Source organism: Halomonas sp. SS10-MC5 (genome assembly GCF_015992245.1).
GTDB lineage: Bacteria > Pseudomonadota > Gammaproteobacteria > Pseudomonadales > Halomonadaceae > Halomonas > Halomonas sulfidoxydans.
Window position 1 is genome coordinate 2,608,394 of the sequence record NZ_CP065435.1, and the last position, 23,342, is coordinate 2,631,735.

Annotated in this window: 21 protein-coding genes; 5 read left to right on the forward strand and 16 right to left on the reverse strand. The window is 66.7% G+C overall.

Annotation, left to right across the window (positions count from 1 at the left end):
• Nucleotide 1: 1 nt before the first annotated feature.
• Nucleotides 2–2,770 carry a sensor histidine kinase gene (locus I4484_RS12175; RefSeq protein ID WP_197447557.1) on the forward strand — a complete coding sequence of 923 codons (2,769 nt, stop codon included), beginning with the start codon at nt 2–4 and terminating at the stop codon, nt 2,768–2,770.
• Between the two features lie 24 nt (nt 2,771–2,794).
• On the opposite strand, the gene I4484_RS12180 is transcribed toward I4484_RS12175, so the two are convergent.
• The 3 genes from I4484_RS12180 to I4484_RS12190 form a co-directional block, all read right to left on the reverse strand.
• Nucleotides 2,795–3,922, reverse strand: coding sequence for a DUF294 nucleotidyltransferase-like domain-containing protein (locus I4484_RS12180; RefSeq protein WP_197447558.1), 1,128 nt, complete (start codon nt 3,920–3,922; stop codon nt 2,795–2,797).
• Nucleotides 3,923–4,024: 102 nt separating this feature from the next.
• Nucleotides 4,025–4,327 (reverse strand): HlyU family transcriptional regulator, encoded by a 303-nt coding sequence (locus I4484_RS12185; RefSeq protein ID WP_197447559.1) that lies wholly within the window; start codon nt 4,325–4,327, stop codon nt 4,025–4,027.
• Between the two features lie 118 nt (nt 4,328–4,445).
• Entirely contained in the window at nt 4,446–5,666 is a 1,221-nt protein-coding gene (locus I4484_RS12190) for an argininosuccinate synthase (protein WP_197447560.1), read from the reverse strand.
• Nucleotides 5,667–5,865: 199 nt separating this feature from the next.
• Between I4484_RS12190 and rnt the strand changes: the two genes are divergently transcribed.
• Complete coding sequence (gene rnt, locus I4484_RS12195) at nt 5,866–6,531, forward strand: ribonuclease T (RefSeq protein WP_197447561.1); 666 nt, start codon at nt 5,866–5,868, stop codon at nt 6,529–6,531.
• A 42-nt stretch (nt 6,532–6,573) separates the two neighbouring features.
• Here the strand turns inward: rnt and I4484_RS12200 are convergent, their stop codons facing one another.
• Nucleotides 6,574–7,215 carry an HPF/RaiA family ribosome-associated protein gene (locus I4484_RS12200; RefSeq protein WP_197447562.1) on the reverse strand — a complete coding sequence of 214 codons (642 nt, stop codon included), beginning with the start codon at nt 7,213–7,215 and terminating at the stop codon, nt 6,574–6,576.
• A gap of 196 nt (nt 7,216–7,411) precedes the next feature.
• Nucleotides 7,412–7,762 carry a Grx4 family monothiol glutaredoxin gene (locus I4484_RS12205; RefSeq protein WP_197447563.1) on the reverse strand — a complete coding sequence of 117 codons (351 nt, stop codon included), beginning with the start codon at nt 7,760–7,762 and terminating at the stop codon, nt 7,412–7,414.
• A 161-nt stretch (nt 7,763–7,923) separates the two neighbouring features.
• On the opposite strand from I4484_RS12205, the gene argF reads away from it, so the two are divergent.
• A complete protein-coding gene (gene argF / locus I4484_RS12210; RefSeq protein ID WP_197447564.1) occupies nt 7,924–8,844 on the forward strand; it encodes an ornithine carbamoyltransferase in 921 nt (306 codons plus the stop codon).
• 19 nt (nt 8,845–8,863) lie between these two features.
• Here the strand turns inward: argF and I4484_RS12215 are convergent, their stop codons facing one another.
• Together I4484_RS12215 and I4484_RS12220 are read right to left on the reverse strand one after the other, a co-directional pair.
• Entirely contained in the window at nt 8,864–9,553 is a 690-nt protein-coding gene (locus I4484_RS12215) for an OmpA family protein (RefSeq protein ID WP_197447565.1), read from the reverse strand.
• Nucleotides 9,546–10,364 (reverse strand): motility protein A, encoded by an 819-nt coding sequence (locus tag I4484_RS12220; protein ID WP_197447566.1) that lies wholly within the window; start codon nt 10,362–10,364, stop codon nt 9,546–9,548. Before I4484_RS12220 ends, I4484_RS12215 begins: the two co-directional genes overlap by 8 nt.
• 311 nt (nt 10,365–10,675) lie before the next feature.
• Here I4484_RS12220 and I4484_RS12225 point away from each other — a divergent pair, with 311 nt between their 5' ends.
• Nucleotides 10,676–11,449, forward strand: coding sequence for an EAL domain-containing protein (locus I4484_RS12225; RefSeq protein WP_197447567.1), 774 nt, complete (start codon nt 10,676–10,678; stop codon nt 11,447–11,449).
• A gap of 83 nt (nt 11,450–11,532) precedes the next feature.
• Nucleotides 11,533–12,735, forward strand: a complete 1,203-nt coding sequence (locus I4484_RS12230; protein ID WP_197447568.1) for an EAL and HDOD domain-containing protein — start codon at nt 11,533–11,535, stop codon at nt 12,733–12,735.
• On the opposite strand, the gene I4484_RS12235 is transcribed toward I4484_RS12230, so the two are convergent.
• From I4484_RS12235 to I4484_RS12275, 9 genes are all read right to left on the reverse strand, one after another.
• Nucleotides 12,732–13,436: an RNA polymerase sigma factor FliA gene (locus I4484_RS12235; protein ID WP_197447569.1), complete on the reverse strand. Its 705-nt coding sequence runs from the start codon at nt 13,434–13,436 to the stop codon at nt 12,732–12,734. The genes I4484_RS12230 and I4484_RS12235 overlap by 4 nt on opposite strands.
• 56 nt (nt 13,437–13,492) lie before the next feature.
• A complete protein-coding gene (locus I4484_RS12240) occupies nt 13,493–13,912 on the reverse strand; it encodes a flagellar protein FlhE (RefSeq protein ID WP_197447570.1) in 420 nt (139 codons plus the stop codon).
• Nucleotides 13,909–14,499, reverse strand: coding sequence for a hypothetical protein (locus tag I4484_RS12245; protein ID WP_234283466.1), 591 nt, complete (start codon nt 14,497–14,499; stop codon nt 13,909–13,911). The genes I4484_RS12240 and I4484_RS12245 overlap by 4 nt, the downstream gene beginning before the upstream one ends.
• Nucleotides 14,500–16,722: a flagellar biosynthesis protein FlhF gene (gene flhF, locus I4484_RS12250; protein ID WP_234283465.1), complete on the reverse strand. Its 2,223-nt coding sequence runs from the start codon at nt 16,720–16,722 to the stop codon at nt 14,500–14,502.
• A gap of 3 nt (nt 16,723–16,725) precedes the next feature.
• On the reverse strand, nt 16,726–18,807 hold the full coding sequence (flhA, locus tag I4484_RS12255) for a flagellar biosynthesis protein FlhA (protein ID WP_197447571.1): 2,082 nt from the start codon (nt 18,805–18,807) through the stop codon (nt 16,726–16,728).
• Complete coding sequence (gene flhB, locus I4484_RS12260; RefSeq protein WP_197447572.1) at nt 18,804–20,000, reverse strand: flagellar biosynthesis protein FlhB; 1,197 nt, start codon at nt 19,998–20,000, stop codon at nt 18,804–18,806. The genes flhA and flhB overlap by 4 nt, the downstream gene beginning before the upstream one ends.
• Nucleotides 20,001–20,322: 322 nt before the next feature.
• The gene (gene cheZ, locus I4484_RS12265; RefSeq protein ID WP_197447573.1) at nt 20,323–21,015 is read right to left on the reverse strand and encodes a protein phosphatase CheZ; all 693 of its coding nucleotides are present in this window, start codon (nt 21,013–21,015) and stop codon (nt 20,323–20,325) included.
• A 39-nt stretch (nt 21,016–21,054) separates the two neighbouring features.
• Complete coding sequence (gene cheY, locus I4484_RS12270; protein WP_197447574.1) at nt 21,055–21,444, reverse strand: chemotaxis response regulator CheY; 390 nt, start codon at nt 21,442–21,444, stop codon at nt 21,055–21,057.
• A gap of 75 nt (nt 21,445–21,519) precedes the next feature.
• Complete coding sequence (locus I4484_RS12275; protein ID WP_197447575.1) at nt 21,520–23,283, reverse strand: methyl-accepting chemotaxis protein; 1,764 nt, start codon at nt 23,281–23,283, stop codon at nt 21,520–21,522.
• Nucleotides 23,284–23,342 lie beyond the last annotated feature (59 nt).

Genomic DNA, 23,342 nt, shown 5'->3' on the forward strand with positions numbered 1-23,342 from the left:
GATGAGAACCGATCCGGTGGTGCTGACGGTCGCCTTCGGCTACCTGGCGCTGCTGTTCGTGATCGCCGCCTGGGGCGACCGGCGTGCCGAACAGGGCCGCTCGGTGATCGGCTCGCCCACCGTCTACGCCTTGTCGATCGCCGTCTATTGCACCGCCTGGACCTTCTACGGCAGCGTGGGGCGGGCGGCGGTGTACGGCCCCAGCTTCCTGCTGATCTATCTGGGCCCGACGCTGGCCATGCTGATGGCCCCGCTGCTGATTCGCAAGATGGTGCGCATCGCCAGCACCCAGCGCATCACCTCCATTGCCGACTTCATCAGCGCTCGCTACGGCAAGAGTTCCAGCCTCGGCGCGCTGGTGGCGCTGATCGCGCTGATCGGCATCACGCCCTATATCGCCCTGCAGCTCAAGGCGATCACCCTCAGCCATGCGGTGCTGGTCAACTACCCGGAAGCGGCCGAGTTTCGCCTCGCCGAGGAGAGCTTCTGGACCGACAAGTCGTTCTGGGTGGCGCTGGTGCTGGCCGTGTTCATCATCCTGTTCGGCACGCGGCACCTGGATGCCAGCGAACGCCACGAGGGCATGGTGGCGGCCATCGCCTTCGAATCGCTGGTCAAGCTGGTGGCCTTTCTCACCGTTGGCGTCTTCGTCACCTTCGTGCTGTTCAACGGACCCGGGGACCTGTTTCGCCAGGTCGCCGACTCGCCCGAGCTGGCCGGCGCCCTGAGCCTCGACGCGGTGCCGGGCGGCGCCATCGGCTGGGTCGGTACCCTGGTGCTTGCCTTTCTCGCCTTCCTCACCCTGCCGCGCCAGTTCCAGGTGCTGGTGGTGGAGAACGTCGACGAGCGTCACCTCAGGCGCGCCAGCTGGCTGTTCCCGCTCTATCTGGTGGCGATCAACCTGTTCGTGATCCCCATCGCCATGGCCGGCCTGCTGCTGCCGATGGGCAACGGCGACCCCGACAGCTTCGTGCTCACCCTGCCGCTCTCCGCCGGTACCGAAGGCATCCCGCTGCTGGTCTTCATCGGCGGGCTGTCGGCGGCCACCGGCATGGTGATCGTCGAGACCATCGCGCTCTCCACCATGGTCAGCAACCAGCTGATGATGCCGCTGCTGCTGCGCTCCAAGCGCTTGCACCTGAGCTCCCAAGGGGAGCTGGCCGGCTGGCTGCTGGGCATCCGCCGCGTGGCGATCGTGCTGATCCTGCTGCTGGGCTACCTCTACCACGCCCTGATCGGCGACTCCTACAGCCTGGTGACCATCGGCCTGGTATCGTTCGTCGGCGCGGCCCAGTTCGCCCCGGCCATGCTGATCGGCATGTACTGGCGCGGCGCGACCCGGGCCGGCGCGACCCTGGGCCTGCTGGCCGGCTTCCTCACCTGGTGCTACACGCTGCTGCTGCCGGGCTTCGCCCAGTCGGGTTGGCTCGACGCCACCTTCCTCCAGCAGGGCCCGCTGGGCCTGGCCTGGCTGCGCCCCTATGCGCTGTTCGGCCTCGAGGGGTTCGACATCTACAGCCACGCCCTGCTGTGGTGCCTGCTGGCCAATGTCGGGCTGCTGGTCGGGGTCTCGCTGTTCACCCGCCAGACCCCGGTGGAGCAGACCCAGGCGGCGCTGTTCACCGAAGCCATGAACCCGGGACTTCAGCACACCTCGCTATGGCGCGGCCAGACCACCCGCGGCGAGCTCAAGAGCCTGCTCAACCGCTACCTGGGCGCCGGCTCCACGGCGCGCATCCTGTCCACCCCTCAGGGCAGCCAGGACGACGAGGCCCCCGCCCCGCCGGCCTTGATCGCCCGCGCCGAGCAGGCGCTGTCGGGGGCGCTGGGCAGCGCCTCGGCGCGCGTGCTGATCAATTCGGTGGTACGCGGCGAAGCGCTGGACCTGGAGTCGATCCTCAGCATTCTCGACACCACTTCGCAGACGCTGGAGTACAACCGCCGCCTGGAGCAGAAATCCAACGAGCTGGCGCGCATCGGCGAGGAGCTGCGCGCGGCCAACGAACGCCTGCGCGAACTCGACCGGCTCAAGGATGAATTCGTCGCCATGGTCAGTCACGAACTGAGAACGCCGCTCACCTCGATTCGTGCCTTCGCCGAGATCCTGCGCGACAACCGCGAGCTGCCGGAGGAGAAGCGCATCCACTTCCTCGAGGTGGTGGTGCTCGAGAGCCAGCGGCTGTCGCGGCTGATCGAGGAGATCCTCGACCTCGCACGCCTGGAAAGTGGGCGCCTGACGCTCAACCCCCAGCGGCTCGACCTGGTGGCCCTGGTCCGCCACAGCGTGGATGCGGTGCACCGGCTACAGGAGGACCGCGGCGTCACGCTGGAGATCGACCTGGCGCTCGACGAGGCGCCGGTCGTCGGCGACCCCGATCGCCTGGAGCAGGTGATCATCAACCTGCTCGACAATGCCGGCAAGTTCGCCGCCGACGACGACCCGCGCGTGCGCCTTCACCTGGCCCGGCACAAGCAGAGCTTCAGGCTGAGCGTCGAGGACAACGGCCCGGGCATTGCGCCTGACGAGCGTGAGCGGGTCTTCGAGAAGTTCCACCAGGTCAAGCGCTATGGCGCCACCAGCGGCAAGGCGCGCGGCCGCCCCCGCGGCAGCGGTCTGGGCCTGCCGATCAGCCGCGGCATCGTCGCCCACCTGGGCGGGCGGCTGTGGGTCGACGAGGCGCCGACGCTGGAAGGGGCTTGCCTGGTGATGGAGCTGCCCGAGGCGTCAACGATGGCCGGGCCTGCGGTGATTCGTACTGAAGCTCCATGATACCCGGGCCGCCTTGCAGCGAGCTCAGACGGTACCAACGTTTCGGGCCACCCTGACCAGGCCGCGAATTACCTGCATGTCGTGGCGCAGCAGCAGGCGCTGGTCGTCCTCGAGCCTGGCGACGTCGATCCAGCCATCGGCCGCCCCGCCCGCCTTCAGGCTGGCCAGCTGCGCCGTCAGAAGCCGCTCTTGCAGGCGATCCAGGGCCGCTATCCCCGCCCGGGCCTGACCCGCCGAGAGCGCCTCCTTGAGCACCAGCGCCGACAGCCGGCGGCGCGTATCGGGCACCCCCACGGCGTGGCGCAGCGCCAGCAGGCGGACGGCATTGACCAGTGGCAGCAGGCCCTGACGCTTGAGGTCGAGGGCGTTCACGTGCGGCGCCTCCTCGCTGCTGCCGGCGAGCCGGCCGAAACGATCCAGCGCCACCGGCAGCTCGTCGAGCAGTTGCGCCATCTCGTCCAGGAACAGCCCCGCGCGAGGCATGAGCCGTGCGACGTGATCGGCCAGCGCCTCGGCGAGACCGACGTCGCCGAAGACCGGGTAAAAGTCGAGCAGGATGTTGCTCTGCTGGACGCGCTTCACCCGGCGGTCGCGGGTCCACAGCGTGAGCTGCTCGCGCCATTCCGGTAGGCGTTTGCGCCACATCGGCCAGCGCGCCATGACATGGCCGTGGCACAGTGGAATGCCGGCCTCGTCGAGTCGCGTGGTGAAGCGCTCCCCCAGCGCCTGGAAGAAGCCGTCGATCTCGGTATGGCGAGCGTCCGGGTAGTCGGCCACGATCATGGCATTGTCCTGATCGGGACCGAGCAGGCTCTCGTGGCGACCGGCGGAACCCAGCGTCAGCACACAGAAGGCCACCGGCGGCCTGCCCCAGCCCTGTGCCAGCATCTCGTCGAGGGAAAGCTGGATGGCGCGACGATAGAGCTGGTCGTTGTGGTCACTGATCAGTTGGCTGATGCGCCAGGCCGGCAGGTCGAGCCGCTGCAGGGCCTCGACCAACCGCGGCTGCCAGGCATGGGCGGCCGCCAGGTCGGGATTCGGCCCCAGTTCGTCCACCGCCTCGTACAGCGGGGCCAGCAGGCCGTCCGGTGCCGGCAGGTCGTTGCCGGCGAAGAGCTCTCGCCAGGGCGAGGCCCGATGCAGCACGCGCATATCGTCTCCCATCGCACACACGTCAGGCAGTGTAGCGAGCGAGCGTCAGCATGGCACTTGGGCCAAGGGATGAGCCCTCCCTCGGCAGGCGTGGCAGCGGATTCAGCGCGGCTGGAACATGTCGTCGCCGACCTGGTCGATGTAGCGCTGCGCCTTGCTCACCATCAACTGATCGCAGGCGTCGCGGCCCGGCACCAGGTCGGAACGCTCGAAGCGGTGCTCCAGGGTCTCGCCATTCTCCCCCGGCTTGCGAATCCAACCGCTCACGCGGTACTGGCCGCCCTGCTCGGCCGGCTCGGAGACGATCTGGTAGCCGTGGTACTCGACCGGCTCGGCGGCCTTGGCATTCCCCGGCTTGGCGTCACCGCCGCTTCCGAACAACCCGCCCAATAGTTTCTTCAGCATTGTTCTCTCCTACAGTTCTTCCCTACGAATTCTTCCCCTGCGAGGGCTTTCAATGCGAACCCACCAAACGAGAACGCCGGCCACTGGCCGGCGCGTCTCGCAGAGAATCGACAGACGATCAGCTCTGCTGGCGACCCTTCCCCGCGGCAATCCGCAACCGCAGGGCGTTGAGCTTGATGAAGCCCTCGGCATCCTTCTGATTGTAGGCGCCGGCGTCGTCCTCGAAGGTGGCGATGGACTCGTCGAACAGCGACTGCTCCGACTTGCGGCCCACCACGGTGGCGCTGCCCTTGTAGAGCTTCATGCGCACCACCCCGGAGACGTTCTTCTGGGTCTCGTCGATGGCGGCCTGCAGCATGCGCCGCTCGGGGCTCCACCAGTAGCCGTTGTAGATCACCTTGGCGTACTTCGGCATCAGTTCGTCCTTGAGGTGCGCTTCCTCGCGGTCGAGGGTGATCGACTCGATGGCGCGGTGGGCGCGCAGCATGATGGTGCCCCCCGGCGTCTCGTAGCAGCCGCGGGACTTCATGCCGACGTAGCGGTTCTCGACGATGTCGAGACGGCCGATGCCGTTGTCGCCGCCCAGCTTGTTGAGGGTCTCGAGCACCTCGTGGGGCCTCATCGGCTTGCCATCGATGGCGACGATGTCGCCACGCTCATAGGTCAGCTCGACGTAGGTGGGCTGGTCGGGAGCGGCTTCCGGCGACACGCTCCAGCGCCACATGTCCTCCTCGGCCTCGGCCCAGGGATCCTCGAGAATGCCGCCCTCGTAGGAGATGTGCAGCAGGTTGGCGTCCATCGAGTACGGCGATTTTTTCTTGCTCTTGGAGAAGTCGACGGGGATGTCGTGCTGCTCGCAGTAGGCCATCAGCTTCTCGCGGGAGGTGAGGTCCCACTCGCGCCACGGCGCGATCACCTTGACCCCGGGTTTCAGCGCGTAGGCGCCCATCTCGAAGCGCACCTGGTCGTTGCCCTTCCCGGTGGCACCGTGGGAAATGGCGTCGGCGCCGGTCTCGTTGGCGATCTCGATCAGGCGCTTGGCGATCAGCGGGCGAGCAATGGAGGTGCCCAGCAGGTACTCGCCCTCGTAGATGGTATTGGCGCGGAACATCGGATAGACGTAGTCGCGCACGAACTCCTCGCGCAGGTCCTCGATGTAGATCTCTTTCACGCCCAGGGCCTGGGCCTTGGCGCGCGCGGGTTCGACTTCCTCGCCCTGACCGATGTCGGCGGTGAAGGTCACCACTTCGCAGCTGTAGGTCTCCTGCAACCACTTGACGATGACGGACGTGTCCAGGCCGCCGGAATAGGCAAGCACGACCTTCTTGACATCGGACATTCGGGGGCTCCTCTGAGGTAAACGACGCAAGGCGCCCAGTATAGCGTGGCTGCCGCCCGGCGAATACCGGCGGCGGGACGTATCGCGGCCAAGCTGTTAGACTTTTCGCCCATGAGAGTCGGCCTGGCCGCGGCGGTTGCCGCTGGCAAGGAGCCGTCCCCGACAACGACAGAGAGAGGCACGTGATGAGGAGAGGCGCATGAGCGAGGCGATCACTCGCGAGATGATGGCGCAGCGGTTTCGCAGTTTCCTGCCGGTGGTGGTCGATCTGGAAACCGGAGGGTTCAGCGCGGAGCGCGACGCCATTCTCGAAATCGCCGCCGTGACGCTGACCATGGACTCCGAAGGCAACCTGATGCCCGACGCGACCTACGCCTACCATGTGCAACCCTTCACCGGGGCCAACGTCGAGCAGTCGGCGCTCGATTTCACCGGCATCAAGCTCGACGACCCGCTACGCCAGCGCGTAGCGCTCTCCGAGGCAGAGGCGCTGGGCGAGATCTTTCGTCCGGTGCGCAAGGCGATCAAGGCCTACGGCTGCACCCGCGCCATACTGGTGGGCCACAACGCCGCCTTCGACCATGGTTTCCTCAATGCCGCGGTCAATCGCTGCGGTATCAAGCGCAATCCCTTCCACCCCTTTTCGAGCTTCGACACCGCCAGCCTGGCGGGCCTGGTCTACGGCCAGACGGTCCTCGCCCGCGCCTGCCGCGCGGCGGGCATCCCCTTCGACAACCAGGAAGCCCACTCGGCACGCTACGATACCGAACGTACCGCGGAGCTGTTCTGTGCCATCGTCAACCGCTACAAGGATCTGGGTGGCTGGGCGCTGGCGCAGCGCGAACAGGGCCTCGAAGACATCTAGTCGAGCACTGTCGGATGCCGGCGAGGCCCTGCCGGGCCCGGCTCAGTGCCGGGTGCCGGTGTCCTGCTCCCAGCCGGCGGGCAGGTCGAGGTCGTCCTCGCCTGGCGCACCGCCAACCCCCGGCTTGTCGATGATCTGCACGGTGCTGGCGTGCAGCCCCTCCTCGCCCTCGTCGGGCTCGAAGCGCACCCGGGTGCCCACGGTCAGGCGCTTGAAGTCGTCGTGCAGCACCGAGTTCCTGTGAAAGTAGAACTCTTCGCCGCTGAGGCTCTTGAGAAAGCCGTAGCCATCCTTCTCGAACAGGCGCACCACCGTCGCCACCGGCGGAATCGGCTCGTCGTTGTGCTGCTTGACCTTGCCATCGCGCTTCGCCGTCTGCTTCTTGAGCTGCTTCTCCATCGCCTCGAAGGCGTTGCGAATGATCGGGCGCAGCTGGACCTGGGGGTCGGTGACCTTGTCGCTCTTTTCGGCCACGAGTTCGCCCTTGGCGGGTAGCGACACCTCGACCAGGGCGCGATACGGGTTGCCCGTCTTGTGGGGGTTCTGGGTCTGTTCGATGGTGACACGGCAGGAGACGATGTCGCGGCTGAATTGCTCGAGCTTGGCCACGCGCGACCTGACGTACTCGTCGATCCATGCGGAGCGTGATACGTGCTGGTAGGTGATCTCCAAGGGTGTCTGCATCTCTCCTCCCTGGCAGTGCATGCCTGAATCCGTTTCGGCCTTTCGGCTTCAGCGTGGTCATGCCCGCGGGGGATTTCAAACCCGTTGCTTCGTCATTTGGTTTCCCAACGTATCAGGCCCGTGGCGGCGGTCTGGAATCGACAAGGCCCGCGAAGCGGAGCTCGCGGGCCTTGTCGGGGCGTCGTGCGGAAGCGGATCAGGCCTCGCCGCCCTCCTCCTTGGCCTTGGCGCGTGCCGCCGCGTCCTTGATCAGCTTCTCCAGCTCACCGCTCTGGTACAGCTCGCCGACGATGTCGCAGCCGCCCACCAGCTCGCCTTCCACCCACAGCTGGGGAAACGTCGGCCAGTTGGCATACTTCGGCAGCTCGGCGCGAATGTCCGGGTTGTCGAGCACGTTGACGAAGGCGAAGCGCTCGCCGCAGGACATCAGGGCCTGAACGGTCTGGGCAGAGAAGCCACACTGGGGCAGCTGGGGCGTGCCCTTCATGTAGATCAGGATGGGATTTTCGCTGATCTGGCGCTGGATATTCTCGAGGGTAGTGCTCATGTGCGCTCCAGGTTGGATCGTGAATGCCGAGGCTGCCGGGCCAATACCCAAGCACCACGCTCGGCCTTTCTCTCTTTGCCCTCATTCTACTGATGACGGGCGAATTGCGCATCCCCCGCCGGCTGGATAGGATGGTGGTTTTTTCGCGCGGAGAGATCGCCATGGCGACACGCCACTTCCTGACCCTGCTGGACCTGAGCCCCGAAGAGCTGCACTACCTCGTCCAGCGCGCCATCACGATCAAGAACCGCCTGCGTGCCCAGGGGCCGAGCTATGCCCCGTTCGCCAACCGCACGCTGGCGATGATCTTCGAGAAATCCTCGACCCGCACCCGAGTCTCGTTCGAAACGGCCATGGCGCACTTCGGCGGCCATGCGCTGTTCCTTTCGCCCAGGGATACCCAGCTCGGCCGCGGCGAGCCGATCGAGGATACCGCCCGGGTGCTGGCGGAGATGGTCGACATCGTGATGATCCGCACCTTCTCCCACGCCGGCCTCGAGACCTACGCCGCCGCCAGCGCGGTGCCGGTGATCAATGCGCTCTCCGACGACTACCACCCCTGCCAGCTGCTGGCCGACGTGATGACCTGGACCGAGCTGCGCGGCAGCGTGCGCGGCCGCACGGCGGTGTGGATCGGCGACGGCAACAACATGTGCCATTCGTGGATCAACGCCGCGCGCCAGTTCGACTTCCAGCTGCGCGTATGCTGCCCCGAGGGCTACGAGCCGCGCCAGGACATCCTCGCCGCCGCCGGCGATCGGGTCACGCTGCTGCGCGACCCGAACGAGGCCGTCGTCGGCGCCGACCTGGTGACGACCGATGTCTGGGCCTCGATGGGCCAGGAGGAGGAGCAGGCCAAGCGCGAAGCCGATTTCGCCGGCTTCCAGGTCAGCGAGGCCATGCTGGACCGTGCCAAGCCCGACGTGCTGTTCCTGCATTGCCTGCCGGCCCATCGCGGCGAGGAGATCAGCGAGACTCTGCTCGACGACCCGCGAGCCGTGGTCTGGCAGGAGGCCGGCAACCGTCTGCACGCACAGAAGGCACTGATCGAGTTCCTGCTGCTGGGCCGGGTCGACCACTGAGGCCCGCCCAAGGCTCGTTCTAGCTGCCGCCCACCGCCTGCTGATGCAGCAACAGTTCGACGCGGCGGTTGGCGGCCCGCCCTTCGGGCGTCGCGTTGCTGACCAGGGGGCGCGTCTCGGCATAGCCCACCGCGCGCAGCCGCTCGGCCGGCAGGCCCTGGTCGGCCAGATAGCGCAACACGGCGATGGCGCGCCCCGAGGAGAGCTCCCAGTTCGACGGGAAGCGGGAGCTGGCGATGGGGATGCTGTCGGTGTGCCCCTCCACGGAGATCTCTCCCTCGAAGGAGACGAGGATGTCGCGCAGCCGGCTCAGCACCTCGCGCCCTTGCCCCGTAAGGACGGCCTGGCCACTGTCGAACAGCAGATTGTCGTCGATGCGCAGGGTGATGCCCTGCTGCCCCTCGGTCACGCTCACCCCTTCGATCTCGAGCCCGGGGAAACGCGGCTCTAGGCCATCGTGGCGCGGCTTGAGCCCCGTCCCCGCCACCAGGCGGGCGGCGGCTTCGGCCTGCGGCGTCACCCGTGCCGATGTCTCGCCGCCTTGGCGGCTGCCCTCGATGGCCTGGCCGTTGCCGGCCAGCGAGAGCAGCAGCACGAACAACGTGATCAGCAGCGTCAGCACGTCCAGATAGCTCACCAGCCAGCCCTCCCCCTCGCCGACTTCGACGGCGGGAGGATGCAGCACGTCGCGCGTGCTGCGATCAAGCATTCTGCGCCTCCCCATCGGGGGCTTCGCGCTTGGTCACTTCGGGGTCGCGGATCTCGTCGTGGTAGTTGGCGACGAAGGAGTTGAGTGTCTCTTCGATGAAGGACGGCAGACGACGCTTGGTGATCAGCGAGATGCCCTCGAGCACCATGTTCATGGCGATCAGGCGCTCCTCGGTGCGTCGCTCGAGCTTCACGGCGATCGGCTTGAACACCAGGTTGGCCAGCAGGATGCCATAGAAGGTCGTGAGCAACGCCACCGCCATGCGCGGGCCGATGACGTGCAGGTCGCCCGACTCCATCACCTCGAGCATATTGACCAGCCCGACCAGGGTGCCGATCATGCCGAAGGCCGGGGCATAGGTGGCCATGGTGCGGAAGATCTGCGCTTCGGCATGCTCGCGCGCCTTGAGCCGGGCGATGCGCCAGCGCAGCAGGTCGAAGATCTCCTCCTCCTTGGTATTGGCGATGACCAGCTGGATGCCGGTGCGCAGGAAAGGATTGCGCGCTTTCTCCAGTGCCGCCTCGACGGCCCGCACGTCGCCCTTGAACCACAGCCGCGAGATGTCCACCAGTTCCTTGATGTCGTCGCGCATGTAGGTGTTCTCCCGGCGGAACACCAGGCCCACCAGGCGCACTACCCGCAGGACTTCCCTCAGCGGATAGCTGATGAAGGTGGCCGCCATGGTCCCGGCCAGCACGATGGCCAGGCCCGGCAGGTTGATGAAGCTCTGCGGCGACTCGGCGGTAAAGAACAGCACGCTGACCAGCAGCACGATGCTGGCGAACATGCCGATGATGGTTGAAGGGTTCATGCAAGCTCCTGAAAAGACGGGGCATCGAGCCTAGTGAAAAATATCGGCCATGGGCGTGGCCACTTTAGCCACGAAGGGGAAAGGCCGGCACCGGGTTGACCCAGGTCAAACTTTTCGCCTCCTGCTAAAGTTTCGGCAATCGCGGCCGATACGATAGCCATGAGATCCTTGTCGGCACCAGGCCCTTCGGTCGGGCCTGCCGAGGGCGGCACAGGGGGTTGGCCCTCGCCTGGCCAACGAGCGATTCCGGCGGCGGCCAGGACGCCTCCGTGAGCATCCCGTTGGCCAACCGCGACCAGACAGGAGTAGCCATGCAACGATGCGCCGAGAGGGACGGATGCTGCGAACGCTGTGAGGGGCCGCTGCCGTTCGCTTTTACCATGGCCTTCCAACCCATCGTCGACCTTGCCTCGGCCAGCATCACCACCTACGAGGCGCTGGTGAGAGGGCCGGCTGGCGAATCGGCGGCCAGCATCCTGGACCAGGTCACGCCTCGGCTGCTGTATCGCTTCGACCAGGCATGCCGAATCCGCGCCATCCAGCTCGCCAGCCGTCTCGGCATGCGCGAGAGCCTGTCGATCAACTTCCTGCCCAACGCGGTCTACGAGCCCACGGCCTGCATCCAGGCGACGCTGGCGATTTCCGAACAGGTCGGCTGGCCGGCCGAGCGGCTGGTCTTCGAGGTCACAGAGATCGAAAGGGTGCAGGGCCAGCATTTGCGCAACATCATCGAGGCCTATCGCAACATGGGCTTCAAGACCGCGCTGGATGACTTCGGCAACGGCTTCGCCAACCTCGACCTGCTGGTGGAACTCGAGCCCGACCGGCTCAAGATCGACCGCGCGCTGGTGATGCACTGCGACAGCGATACGCGCCGCCAGGCCATCCTGCGTGCCGTCGTCACGCTGGCGCGGGAACTGGATGTCGACCTGGTGGCTGAAGGCGTGGAGACCCGTGCCGAGGCCTTGTGGCTTGCACGAGGCGGCATTACCCAGCAGCAAGGCTTCTTCTATGCCCGCCCCGGCCTCGAGGCATTGACCCACGGCCTCGAGCCGACGCTCGCGACGTTGCAACGGGCCATCTAGGGTAAGCGGTTCGAACACGTTCATGTCAGCCTGAAACTTGAGAAATTTCCGAGTGCATCGCACTCAGCACGGAGCCAAGCAGCATGCCTGAGCCAAGGGACCCCGATCCTTTCACCGTCGCGCTTCAGCCAATTCACGATGCCAGCCATCATCACGTCGCGGATCGCCTGGTCTACACCCGGCACACCGACAGCGAAACCGAGGACGTCATGGCCGCCACCGCCAGGGCGCTGGCCAGCGCCGTCTATGAACTTGGCGATGGCGGCCTGCTGGGCGACAGGACACTGTTCGTCGACCTGCCGCTGGAGTGGCTCGAGCGCCCCGAACTGCTGCCTACGCCGGCCCCGCGCCTGGCGCTGGGCATGGCCGGGGCGCACACGGTCACCGCCGAACTGCTCGCACGCCTGGACGATATCCGCGAACGCGGCTACCGGGTCATCGTATCGTCCCGCCTGCTGAAGCAGGACCCCGAGGCCATGCTCGACCGCTGCGACATCATCGCGCTCACCTCGCCGCGGGACCTCGACGATGCGACCCTGGAGCGGCTCCCGGGGCGCAACGTCAAGCTGCTGGTCGAGAACCTCGACAGCCGCGAAGAGCTGGAGCGCTACCAGGCGATGGGCTGCGATTACTATCACGGCCACTACCTCGCCAAACCCAGCTTCATCGCCTCGGCTCCGCGGGGCCGCCATGGCAACCGTGCCGCCCAGATCCGCCTGATTCGTGCCCTCTACGAGGACAACCAGGACCTCAACCGCCTCCACGAACTGGTCGTGCAGGTACCCCACCTGCACGTGGCCATCCTGCGCCGGGCCAACTCGAGCTATTTCCACCGCGGCGGCAAGGAGGTCGACCTGCATCGCGCGGTCCAGCTCCTGGGGCTCATCGAGCTTCGCCGGTTGATCCTGACGCTGACGCTCGCCAGCCTGCAGCCCACGTCGCGCATCGTGTTGCGCATGGCGCTGATCCGCGCCTTCATGTGCCGCAACCTGGCGGCCCCCTTCCCCACCCTCGACTCCGAGGATGCCTTCACCACCGGCCTGTTCTCGATGATGGATGCCCTGCTGGAGGAGGACCGCAACACCCTGCTCGAACACCTGCCGCTCGGGCAGCCGATCATCGAGGCCCTCAAGCACCGGAGCGGCCCCCTCGGTGCCGTGCTGACCCTGTGCGAGAATCACGAGCGCCAGATCGAGGAAGCCATCGATGACGTGCCCGCCGACCAGCTTCATGCCTGCTACATGAATGCGCTGGAGAGCACCAAGGCGCTGATGGAAAACCTTTAATCGTGTTCTGCCAGGCGCGCCCGCAGACGGCTCACCGCCTGGCTGTGCAACTGGCAGACCCGAGATTCGGTCACGCCCAGCACGACGCCGATCTCCTTGAGGTTGAGCTCCTCCTGGTAGTACAGCGCCATCAGCAGCTTTTCGCGCTCGGGAAGCGCCTCGATGCCCTCGGCGAGTTGCCGGCGCTTCTCCTCGTCGATGAGCATGCGGTAGGGCGTGTCGATCGAGGCGTCCTCGATCCCGGGCTCGACCCCTTCGGCCATCAGCGCCTCGAAGGGAAGCAGGTGCCCGCTGTTGGTATCGCTGAGCAGTTGGCGATACTCCTCCAGCCCCATGTCGAGTTCACCGGCGATCTCGGTCTCCTCGGCGGGGCGTCCCAGCGACTGCTCCAGACGCCGCACCGCCTCGTCGACCGCCCGGGCGTTGCGCCTGACGCTGCGTGGCAGCCAGTCCCGGCTGCGCAGCTCATCGAGCATGGCGCCGCGAATGCGCTGGCTGGCGAAGGTGGCAAAGCTGGCCCCCTGGCTCGCATCGAAGCGGCCCATGGCCTCGAGCAGCCCCACCGTACCGGCCTGAATCAGGTCGTCGAGTTCGATGCTCGACGGTAGCCGAACCTGCATGGAAAGCGCCTGGCGCCTCACCAGCGGCAGGTACTCATCCAGCAGGTCCGCCTGTTCGATCTTGCCTCGTGCTGTGTACATGCGCTTGCTCTCACGGCTGACGATTCCCACGAGCGTCGACTCGCACGCTCGACGGGTCAGGGGCGTGGCAGATGCTCATGGTTGACGATCACCTGCAGCCCCTGCAGGGTCGCGGCACGCTGCCGGCGATCCTGAAGGGAAAACTGAAAATAGAGTGGCGTATCCGCCGGCAGGCCCGCCAGGCCGTCGGTCTGTCCCCGTGGCCCCGGTAGACGCAGGCAGCTGCCCGGATGGCACAGCCAGGCATTCACCGCGATGCCGACCGGCGGCTGGTAGTGCCAGCCGACCCGCCCCATCACCTGGCCACTGGCCAGCTCCGGCGAGGGCGGCAGCAAGGCAGCGGAAGCCATCGGACGGTCGGCCGTGGCCACCAGCAGCGAGGGGGCGGAGGCGACCCAGCTGCCGCTGGCCTGCGCACCCCCCAGCCAGCCACCGAGCGCGATGGCCGCGAGCCAGTGACTCGCTCGAGGTATCATCGCGCCAATACCAGCAGTTCGATGTCGAAATAAGCCTCTGCCACATACTGCAGATTGGCCAATAGGCCCTGTCGCCCCACCCCGGGCGGATGCACGGCGAGCAGCCGCCGAGGCCCGCCCTGCTCGGCTATCTGCTTGAGCAGACGGTAGCCACGGCGAAATGCCTCGAGATCGTCATCCACCCACAGCGCCCAGTGCGACTGCTGGGTCGCCAGCACGGGCAGGTGTGGGCTGCTGATGGGCAGCGCCACGATGCGCCAGGCGCGGGGGTCACCCACCCATCGCCGCCCCTCGCGGGCCCAACTTTCCAGCAGCTCGGTCACCCTGGCAGTGTGCCGCTCGGCGGTCCCCGGCAGGCCCAGCACCATCAGCGTCACCCCCTGGGCGCTGGCGGCCGGGCGTGACGGCGCGGTGGCGGCACGCCCGGGGGCTGGCTTGGCCGCCGCACGGGCCATGGCCGGCGGCGGTGTCGCGCCGCCGTCGCCCCTGGCCGCCAACTCGACCAGCATCTCGGCCACATGTGCCGGGCACTGCTGCGACTCACCGTTCGCCCACTGGCGCAGCCCTGCGGCCTGGTCCCATCCCATCTAGCCTGTCTCCCTTTCACCGAGACCCAGGTGGCGAATGGCATCGCGCACCAGGAAAAGTTGTACCAACGACTCGAGCAGCGCAACGTCACGGCGACGACGGCGCCCCCCGCCGAGCCCCAGCAGCTCCGCCCGCAGGTCCATCGCCGATTCGTCCTCGGCAAGGTCCAGGTGGGCGGCCACCGTCGCCAGGCCGCTGGCCATCAGCAGGCGCAGGTCGGCACGCAGTTCCCCGAGTTCGGCCGGGTCCAGCCGCTGCCAGGCGCGGCGGGTGAGCTGCGGCAGTACGTCGCCCTGCAGCAGCGCAAGCAACAGCGGCTCGGGCTCGCGCCCCAACCGCGCCGGCGCCAGCCAATAGCGCTTGCCAAGCACCTTGCCGCTCTCCTCGTCGCGAACCTCACCGAACCAGACCCGCGCTTCCAGCAGCTCCCGGTCGCGCCGATTGCCCTTGAACGCGACGTCGGCGGCCAGCGCGGCGAGGACGAGGCGGCCTGGCGCGCCGCGGAAGCGGCAGCGCACGTCACCCACGGCCTCGCCTACGCCATCCAGCGACACCAGGCTTCGCCGCTCACCGGCGTATACGACGCGCTGGCTGCCGCGTGCCTGGCTGCACCAGCTCAAAGCCTGGCGTTCCAGCCACTCACCCGCCTCTGCATCGGGCAGGCCATTCAACAGATGCACACCGATTCCATGCCGAGCTCCCGCCGTCTCGAGGCGCGCCTGCTGACCCGCCACCTGACGGTGCTGCAGCAGCGGCAGCGCCAGCCAGGTACCTTCGGGGCTGAGCGCCACGTCCGGCATCGACCAGCTCTCGCCCGGTACGCGACGACGTTCGCTCCACAGCATCCCCAACGCCTCGCCGGCACCAGGGTAATCCTGCAACAGCCGATCCAGACGCTGCTGCTGGACGGCGAACGGCAAGCCCAGCAGGTTCCACACCTCCTCGAGGCGTTCGAAGCCAGGCAGGCGCTGGCGCAACAGCTGCAACACGGCGGCCAGGCGGCGCCCCTGCCCCAGCAGGCTGCCCGAGCTTCGCACGGCCGGTTCCGGGGCCAGACGCGTCACCGTGCCCGGCGTCGACGGGCGGTCGGCGAGTGCCTGGTCGATCAAGGCCTCCGGCTGGGCGAGTGCCATGTCTTCCGGTACCCGCTGGCCATGCGAGACGAACAGCAGGCGCAGACCATGACGCATGACGATGTCGAGCACGGGCGCCAGCCGCCCGGCCTCATCCTGCTTGGTGACGATGCAGTCACGCAGCTCGCCGCCGGCCGCCTGGGCCGCCTGCCGGTAGCGCACCACCACCTCCTCGAGGGTCTCGGGCTGGCTGGCGGCGTTGAGCAGCAGTACCAGGCGCACCGGCGAGTCGCCACCGTGCAGGTGGCTGACCTGCTCGATGACCCGATGGTCGCGCTGGCTCATGCCGACCGTGTCGATGATGATCCAGGACTTGCCCTTCATGCGCCCCAGCAGGTCCGATACCGGCTGATCGGCATTGAGCGCGTACATCGGCACGTCGAGCAGTCGCGAATAGATGCGCAGCTGCTCGTGCGCGCCGATCCGGAAGCTGTCGGTGGTCACCAGCGCCACCGGGCGGGTGCCGTGGCGCATGACGTAGCGCGCCGCCAGCTTGGCCGTGGTGGTGGTCTTGCCCACCCCGGTGGGTCCGATCAACGCTACGATGCCGGTACGGTCCATGAAGGCCGCTTCGTCGTCCAGGCCGCTCAGGCGCTGGGTCAACTGGCGCGCCAGCCATGCCAGGGCACGCTCCTCCAGGGTAGCGGCGGCCGACAGCTCCTCGGGCAGGGCCGAGACCACCTCGTCGGCCAGCGCGCGGCTGAAACCGCTCGCCAGCATCGTCTGCACGAGCTGCTCGCCCAGCGTGGCGGTCGATGCCGGCTGGCCACGCTCACGCGTCAGCATGGCGCGCATGTCGCGCATCTCCTCGAGCAGCCTCGCGCTCATCGCCTCGAAGGCCTGGGCCGGGTCGGGGCCTGCCGGCGTGGCGGGCCCCGCTGCGGCCGGGGGTTGCGGTACTGCGGACGGTGGCACGCGCTTGCTGGCGCCGCCATCGTCCTGCGCCGCGGCCGACTCGGCCATTGCCAGGATCTCGACGCCCTGCTCGGTGTGTCGGTTGGCCAGGATCAGGGCTTCGTCGCCAAGGGCCGCGCGCACCTGGCGCATCGCCTCGCGACTGTTGACCCCCACGAAACGCATGACACTCATCGCTTATCGACCTCCCACCAGCGTCACGATACGCAGCGTCCGATCATCGGGTATTTCCGCCTGCGACATCACCACCAGGTGGCGCATGCGCCGGCGCAGGAAACGGGCCAGCAGCGGACGCAGGCTGTGCTGCACGACCAGCACCGGCGGTTCGCCGCTCGCCTCATGCCGCTCGACGGCCTGCTCGGTCTGGCTCATCAAGGTCTCGGCCAGCCCCGGCTCGAGCGCCCCGTTGCCATTCATCGCCTGCAACAGGACCTGTTCGAGCTGGGCCTCCAGGCCGATCACGTTCAGCGTATCGCGCCCGGGGAACCACTGCTGGGTGATTGCGCGCCCCAGCATGATCCGTACCAGCGCTGTCAGTTCGTTGGCATCCTGCTGCTGGGGCGCGTACTCCGCCAGGGTATCGAGGATGGTGCGCATGTCGCGAATGGAGACATCTTCGTCGAGCAGGTTCTGCAGGATGCGCTGCAGGACGGTCAGGCTGATCGCCTTGGGCACCACCTCCTCGACCAGCGACTTCTGCTCCTCGCCCAGCTTGTCGAGCAATTTCTGCACCTCCTGGCGCCCCAGCATCTCGGCCGCGTGGCGGTGCAGCAGGTGGTTGAGGTGCGTGGCAATCACGGTACCGGCGTCGACCACGGTATAGCCGTAGACCTGGGCGTGCTCGCGCTGCCCCCCGTCGATCCACACCGCCGGCAGGCCGAAGGCGGGGTCGGAGGTCGGCGTGCCCTGCAGCTGGCCGGTGACCTGGCCCGGATCGATGGCCAGCCACTGGCCCGGGAAGGCCTCGGCGCGCCCGATCTCGGCCCCCTTCAGGGTGATGACGTAGGTATTGGCGCCCAGCTCCAGATTGTCGCGAATGTGCACCACCGCGGGCAGGAAGCCGACCTCCTGGGCGAACTTCTTGCGCACGCTCTTGATGCGGCCCAGCAGCTCGCCATCCTGGCGCTGGTCGACCAGCGGGATCAGGCGATGTCCGACCTCGAGCCCCAGGGTGTCCACCAGCTGCACGTCCTCCCAACTGGCCTCGGGCGCCTCGGGCGCCGGCGGTGGCTCGGCGTGAAGCTCCTGCGCCACCAGGCGCTGCTCCTGCTGACGTGTCAGCATCCAGGCCAGGCCGGCCAGGAGGCCGGTGAACAGCAGGAACACCATGTTGGGCATGCCCGGCACCAGGCCCAGCAGGCCCATGACCAGCGCCGCCAGCACCATCACCTGGGGGTTGACGAACAGCTGGCCGATCATCTGCTGGCCAACGTCCTGCTCGGTGTTGACGCGGGACACGGTCACGCCGGCGGCAGTGGAAATGACCAGGGCGGGAATCTGAGCCACCAGGCCGTCACCGATGGTCATCAGGACGTAGGTGCGGGCGGCATCGCCGAAGCCCATGTCGTACTGGAGCATGCCGATCAGCAGGCCGCCGATGATGTTGACTACCATGATCACCAGGCCGGCCATGGCATCGCCACGCACGAACTTGCTGGCACCGTCCATGGAGCCGTAGAAATCGGCTTCCTGGGCGACCTCGGCGCGACGCGCGCGCGCGTCCTCCTCGCCAATGAGGCCGGCGTTGAGGTCGGCATCGATGGCCATCTGCTTGCCCGGCATGGCGTCGAGCATGAAGCGCGCGCCCACTTCGGCAATACGTCCCGCCCCCTTGGTGATGACCATGAAGTTGATGACGACCAGGATCAGGAAGACCACCAGGCCCACGGCGAAATTGCCGCCGATGAGGAACTCACCGAACGCTTCGATCACCTTGCCCGCCGCATCGCCGCCCTGGTGGCCTTCCATCAGGATGACCCGCGTCGAAGCGACGTTGAGCGACAGCCGCAGCAGGGTGGTGAACAGCAGCACCGCCGGGAAGGCGGCGAAGTCCAGCGGCTTCTGGGTGAACATGCTGACCAGCAGCACCATGACCGCCAGCGCGATGTTGAAGGTGAACAGCAGGTCGAGTGCGAACGGCGGCAGCGGCACGATCATCATGCCCAGGATCATGATGATCAGGATCGGACCGGCCAGCAGCTTCATGCGGACATCGCCCATCCAGTCGCGGCGCCCGATGATATGGCTGAGTGACTTCATCGACGCGCTCCGTCGGATTCGGACGACCCCGGCTCAGCGTTGCCCTCGGCCGCATCGGCCGCGGGCACTGACAGGCTCTCCGGGATGACCAGATTCTCGGGTGTAGGCGGCACCTCTCCCCCTTCTCGTGACACGTGCTTGAGACGGAAGGCCCAGGCCAGGACTTCCGCCACGGCGGTATACAGGTCCAGTGGAATCTCGCGTTCGAGATCGACGTGTTGGTACAGCGCACGCGCCAGTGGCGGTGCCTGCAGCAGGGGAACTCCGGCGGCCTCGCCGAGTTCACGGATGCGCGCCGCCACCATGTCGGCGCCCTTTGCCACCACACGGGGAGCCCCCATGCGCGCCTCGTCGTACTGCAACGCCACGGCATAGTGGGTCGGGTTGGTGATGATCACGTCGGCCTCCGGCACCTTGCTCATCATGCGATTTCGCGCCATCGCCTGCTGCTGGGAGCGAATTCGCGCCTTGACGTGCGGGTCACCCTCGGACTCCTTGTGCTCACGCTTGATCTCATCCTTCGACATGCGCAACTTCTTGGCATGGCTCCAGAGCTGGTAGGGCACGTCGATCAGGATCACCACCAGCAGCGTCAGCACCATCAGCCCGCAGGCTTCGGCGGCCATCAGCAGCGCCCGGGCCAGCGCCTGGGTCGTCGGCTGATCCATCAGCGACAGGTACTCCCCCAGATTGTAATAAAGGTACGCCGTGCCGACCCCGCCGATGAGCACCGACTTGGCCACCGCCTTGAACAGCTCGATCAGTGCCTGAGTGCCGAACATGCGCTTCAACCCCTTGAACGGGTTGAGCTTCGACATCTGGGGCTTGAGCGACTTGGCCGAGATCAGCCAACCGCCCAGCAGCGCCGGCGCCACCAGCGCCACCAGGGTGAGCAGCAGGAACAGCGGCAGCATGGTCCACAGTGTCCGGGATCCCAGGTCGAGCACGTTGCTCAGCATGGGGCCGGTCTCGAAGGCTTGGCGACGCTCGAACAGGAAGGCCTGCTCCATCACCAGCCCCAACTGGTCGTAGAGCAGCGCTCCCATCGACCACATGCCCACCACGCCGCCCAACAGCAGCATGAAGGTGGTCAGCTCACGGGAACGGGCAACCTGGCCTTCCTCACGCGCCTTCTCCAGGCGCCGTGGCGTGGCCTCTTCGGTTTTTTCCTGATCACTGCTCTCGTCGGCCATGGCACCCGCACACTTTTCCGCACGGTGGCCATTGTGGCGTCAACGGCAGGCTGTCGATACGCCAAAAAGCGCCGATGATCGCAGTCTTATCGACCACGACCGTCGGCGCCTATGAAGATGGAGAGCTTGAAATAGGCGGCTTAAGGACTTCAACGCCTATTCATGTCTATGCGAACGCTGAGCAAATCGCCGAGCGAGATGAAGCGCAAGGCGCGCGGCGCACAGGAACCGGAGCATATGGGGTATATGTGAGGATTCCGACCGGGCTGGCGCTCCAGCACCGCGCAACGCAGCGATTCGCTCGCGCAGGCATTTGTGCACCCTAGAAGCCCAGTTGATCGAGCAGATCATCCACCTGATCCTGATTGGTGACGACATCGACTCCCGGCTTGATCTGCGGGCCGTTGAGCAGCCCCTCCTCCCGGCGCCGGGCTTCGTTCTCCCACTGGTCATTGGCCTTGCGCTGCATGTTCTCGCGGGCCACTTCCTCGGGCACGTTGTCGATCAATACCTGTACCAGCTGGTGCTCGATCTCGCGGATGACGTCCATCATCTTCTTGATCACCTGGCCGGTCAGGTCCTGGAAGTCCTGGGCCATCATGATCTCGAGCAACTCCTTCTGCGTGGCCTGGGTCTTGTCGGGCACATCGGCCAGGTAGCTGCGTGTCTGCTTGACCAGGTCACGCGCCTCGTCTAACTCCTTGGGCTCGGCGAACCATTCGGCCCAGCGCTTGTCCAGCGACTCGGCGCCACTGCTGATCGAATCCTGCAGCGGCTGGGCACGGTCGATGGCGTTGAGGGCACGCTCCGCGGCCTGCTCGGTCATGGTGGCCACGTAGCTCAGTCGATCCCGCGCGTCGGGAATCGCCTCGGCCGCCTTCTCGATCTCCTTGTCCAGGCCCAGCTCGCGCATGCTTTCCCGCAGCATGCGGGTCAGCTGTCCGATGCGCTGGACCAGCTCCTCGCCAGCGGCGCCGGGCGATTGCGCCTGGCCAGGCTGCTCGTTTGCGCTCATCTCGTTCTCTCCTCCGCAAGCGGGACTAACCTGCCGGCGTCACTTGCCCAGTTTTTCGAAAATCTTGTTGAGCTTCTCTTCCAGCGTGGCGGCGGTGAACGGCTTCACCACGTAGCCGCTGGCCCCGGCCTGGGCCGCCGCGATGATGTTCTCCTTCTTCGCCTCGGCGGTGACCATCAGCACCGGCAACTGCTTGAGCGAGTCGTCGGCACGGATCTGCTTGAGCATTTCCAGGCCGTCGAGGTTCGGCATGTTCCAGTCGGAGACCACGAACTCGAAGGCGCCCGAGCGCAGCTTGGTCAACGCCTCCTGGCCATCCTCGGCCTCCTCGACGTTGGTGTAACCCAGCTCCTTGAGCAGGCTCCGAACGATCCGGCGCATGGTCGGAAAATCGTCGACCACCAGAAAGCTCATGTTCTTGTCAGCCATCAGGATTCCTCTTTCTCTATCAGACGTTGATCGTCATCCGACGACATCGATTGCCGTCGCGGTTGCAATGAGCGTTCAGAATTCTTCCCAGTCCCCCTCGACCACGGGCTCGGCCTGGGACTTGCGCTTGGGCTTGGGATCGATCTCGCGGCCTGCCGGGCGCGCCCGGCGCTCCGGGTTGGCCAAGGCGGGGACAGCAGTGCGTTGCGTCAGCGAAGCTCCGCCGTTCACGCCCTCTTTCTCGCTCGGCGGTTGGCCATGCGCGGAGTCGCGCTGCGCATCGCCTGCCAGGCGAAATATGGCAACGGCCTGCTCGAGACGGTTGGCCTGCTCCTCGAGCGAGGCCGCGGCGACCGTGGCCTGCTGCACCAGCGAGGCGTTCTGCTGGGTGACCTGATCCATCTGGCCCACCGCCTGGCTTACCTGCTCGATACCATCGCTCTGCTCCTGGGACGCTGCGGAGATCTCGTCCATGATATCGGTCACGCGGCGCACCGCCTTGACCACCTCGTCCATGGTTTCGCCGGCCTGTTCGGCCAGGGTCGAGCCCTCCTTGACCTGGGCCACCGACCCCTCGATCAACTCCTTGATCTCCTTCGCCGCCGTGGCACTTCGGCTGGCCAGGTTGCGCACCTCGCCGGCCACCACGGCGAAGCCGCGGCCCTGCTCGCCGGCGCGGGCCGCCTCCACCGAGGCGTTCAGCGCCAGGATGTTGGTCTGGAAAGCAATGGAGTCGATCACGCTGGTGATGTCGCTGATCTTCTGTGAGCTCGCGGAGATCCCACCCATGGTCTTGACCACGCGATCGACTACTTCGCCGCCACGCTCGGCCGTGGTCGAGGCGTCCAGGGCCAGCCCGCTGGCCTGGCGCGCGTTGTCGGCATTCTGACGGACCGTGGCGGTGATCTCCTCCATGCTCGAGGCTGTCTCCTCCAGCGACGCCGCCTGCTGCTCGGTGCGCGACGACAGGTCGGCATTGCCGCTGGCGATCTCACGCGTGCCGACATGGATCGAGCCGCTGCTGCCACGCACCTGACCGACGATGCGGGTCAGGCTCTGTTGCATGTTGCGCATGGCATTGAACAGCTTGCCGATCTCATTGCGGCTGCCCTCGGGGATCCTGCCCGTCAGGTCGGCCTTGGCGATGGTCTGCAGGTGATTGACCGCGGAGTTGAGCGGGCGGATCACCGTGGCACGCAGCCCGACATACACCAGCACCAGCACCAGTGCGGCCAGCACCAGCGCGGCCAGCTTGATGGCAGCGAAGCGATCGGCCCGCGCACGGAAGTCGGCCGTCATTGCCTGTCCGGTGCTGAAGCCATAGTGAACGAACTCGGTCATGCTGCTGGCCAGGGCGGCACTGGGTTCGATGAGTTCTTCGCGCAGCCTGCCGAACTGCGGCGTATCGAGCTGGTCGAGCGCGGCGTGCTGATCCCGAACCAGGCCGAGCACCGTAGTGAAGTGCTGCTCGAGGCGCTGCGCCAGGTCACGGGAGCCATCGAACTTGGGCACTGCTGAGAAGCTGCTCAGGCGTGCCTCGGCCCTGTCGATCCGATCCGCGGCGACATCGAGCTGCTGATTGGCATCGGCCGTGCGGCCCAGCATGATCTGGTTGGAGGCGATCTCGAGGCTGACCCGCGCCACGTTGAGCAGCGCATCGGCGCGGTTGACTTCGTTGAGCTGCTGGGCGTTGATGCGGTCGAGATCCGTCATGACCCGCTCCGCCTGGCGCTCGGACAGGAACGAGAGCAGCGCCACCACGCCGATCAGTACGGCGAAGCTGGCCAGTGCAGCGATCACGGACACGTTGATACTGATATTGCGAATCAGGCGGCTCATTACCGGGCGGCTCCTTGCGTAGGCTGACGACTTTTTTGTCGTCTTGTTCTTTTCTTGTA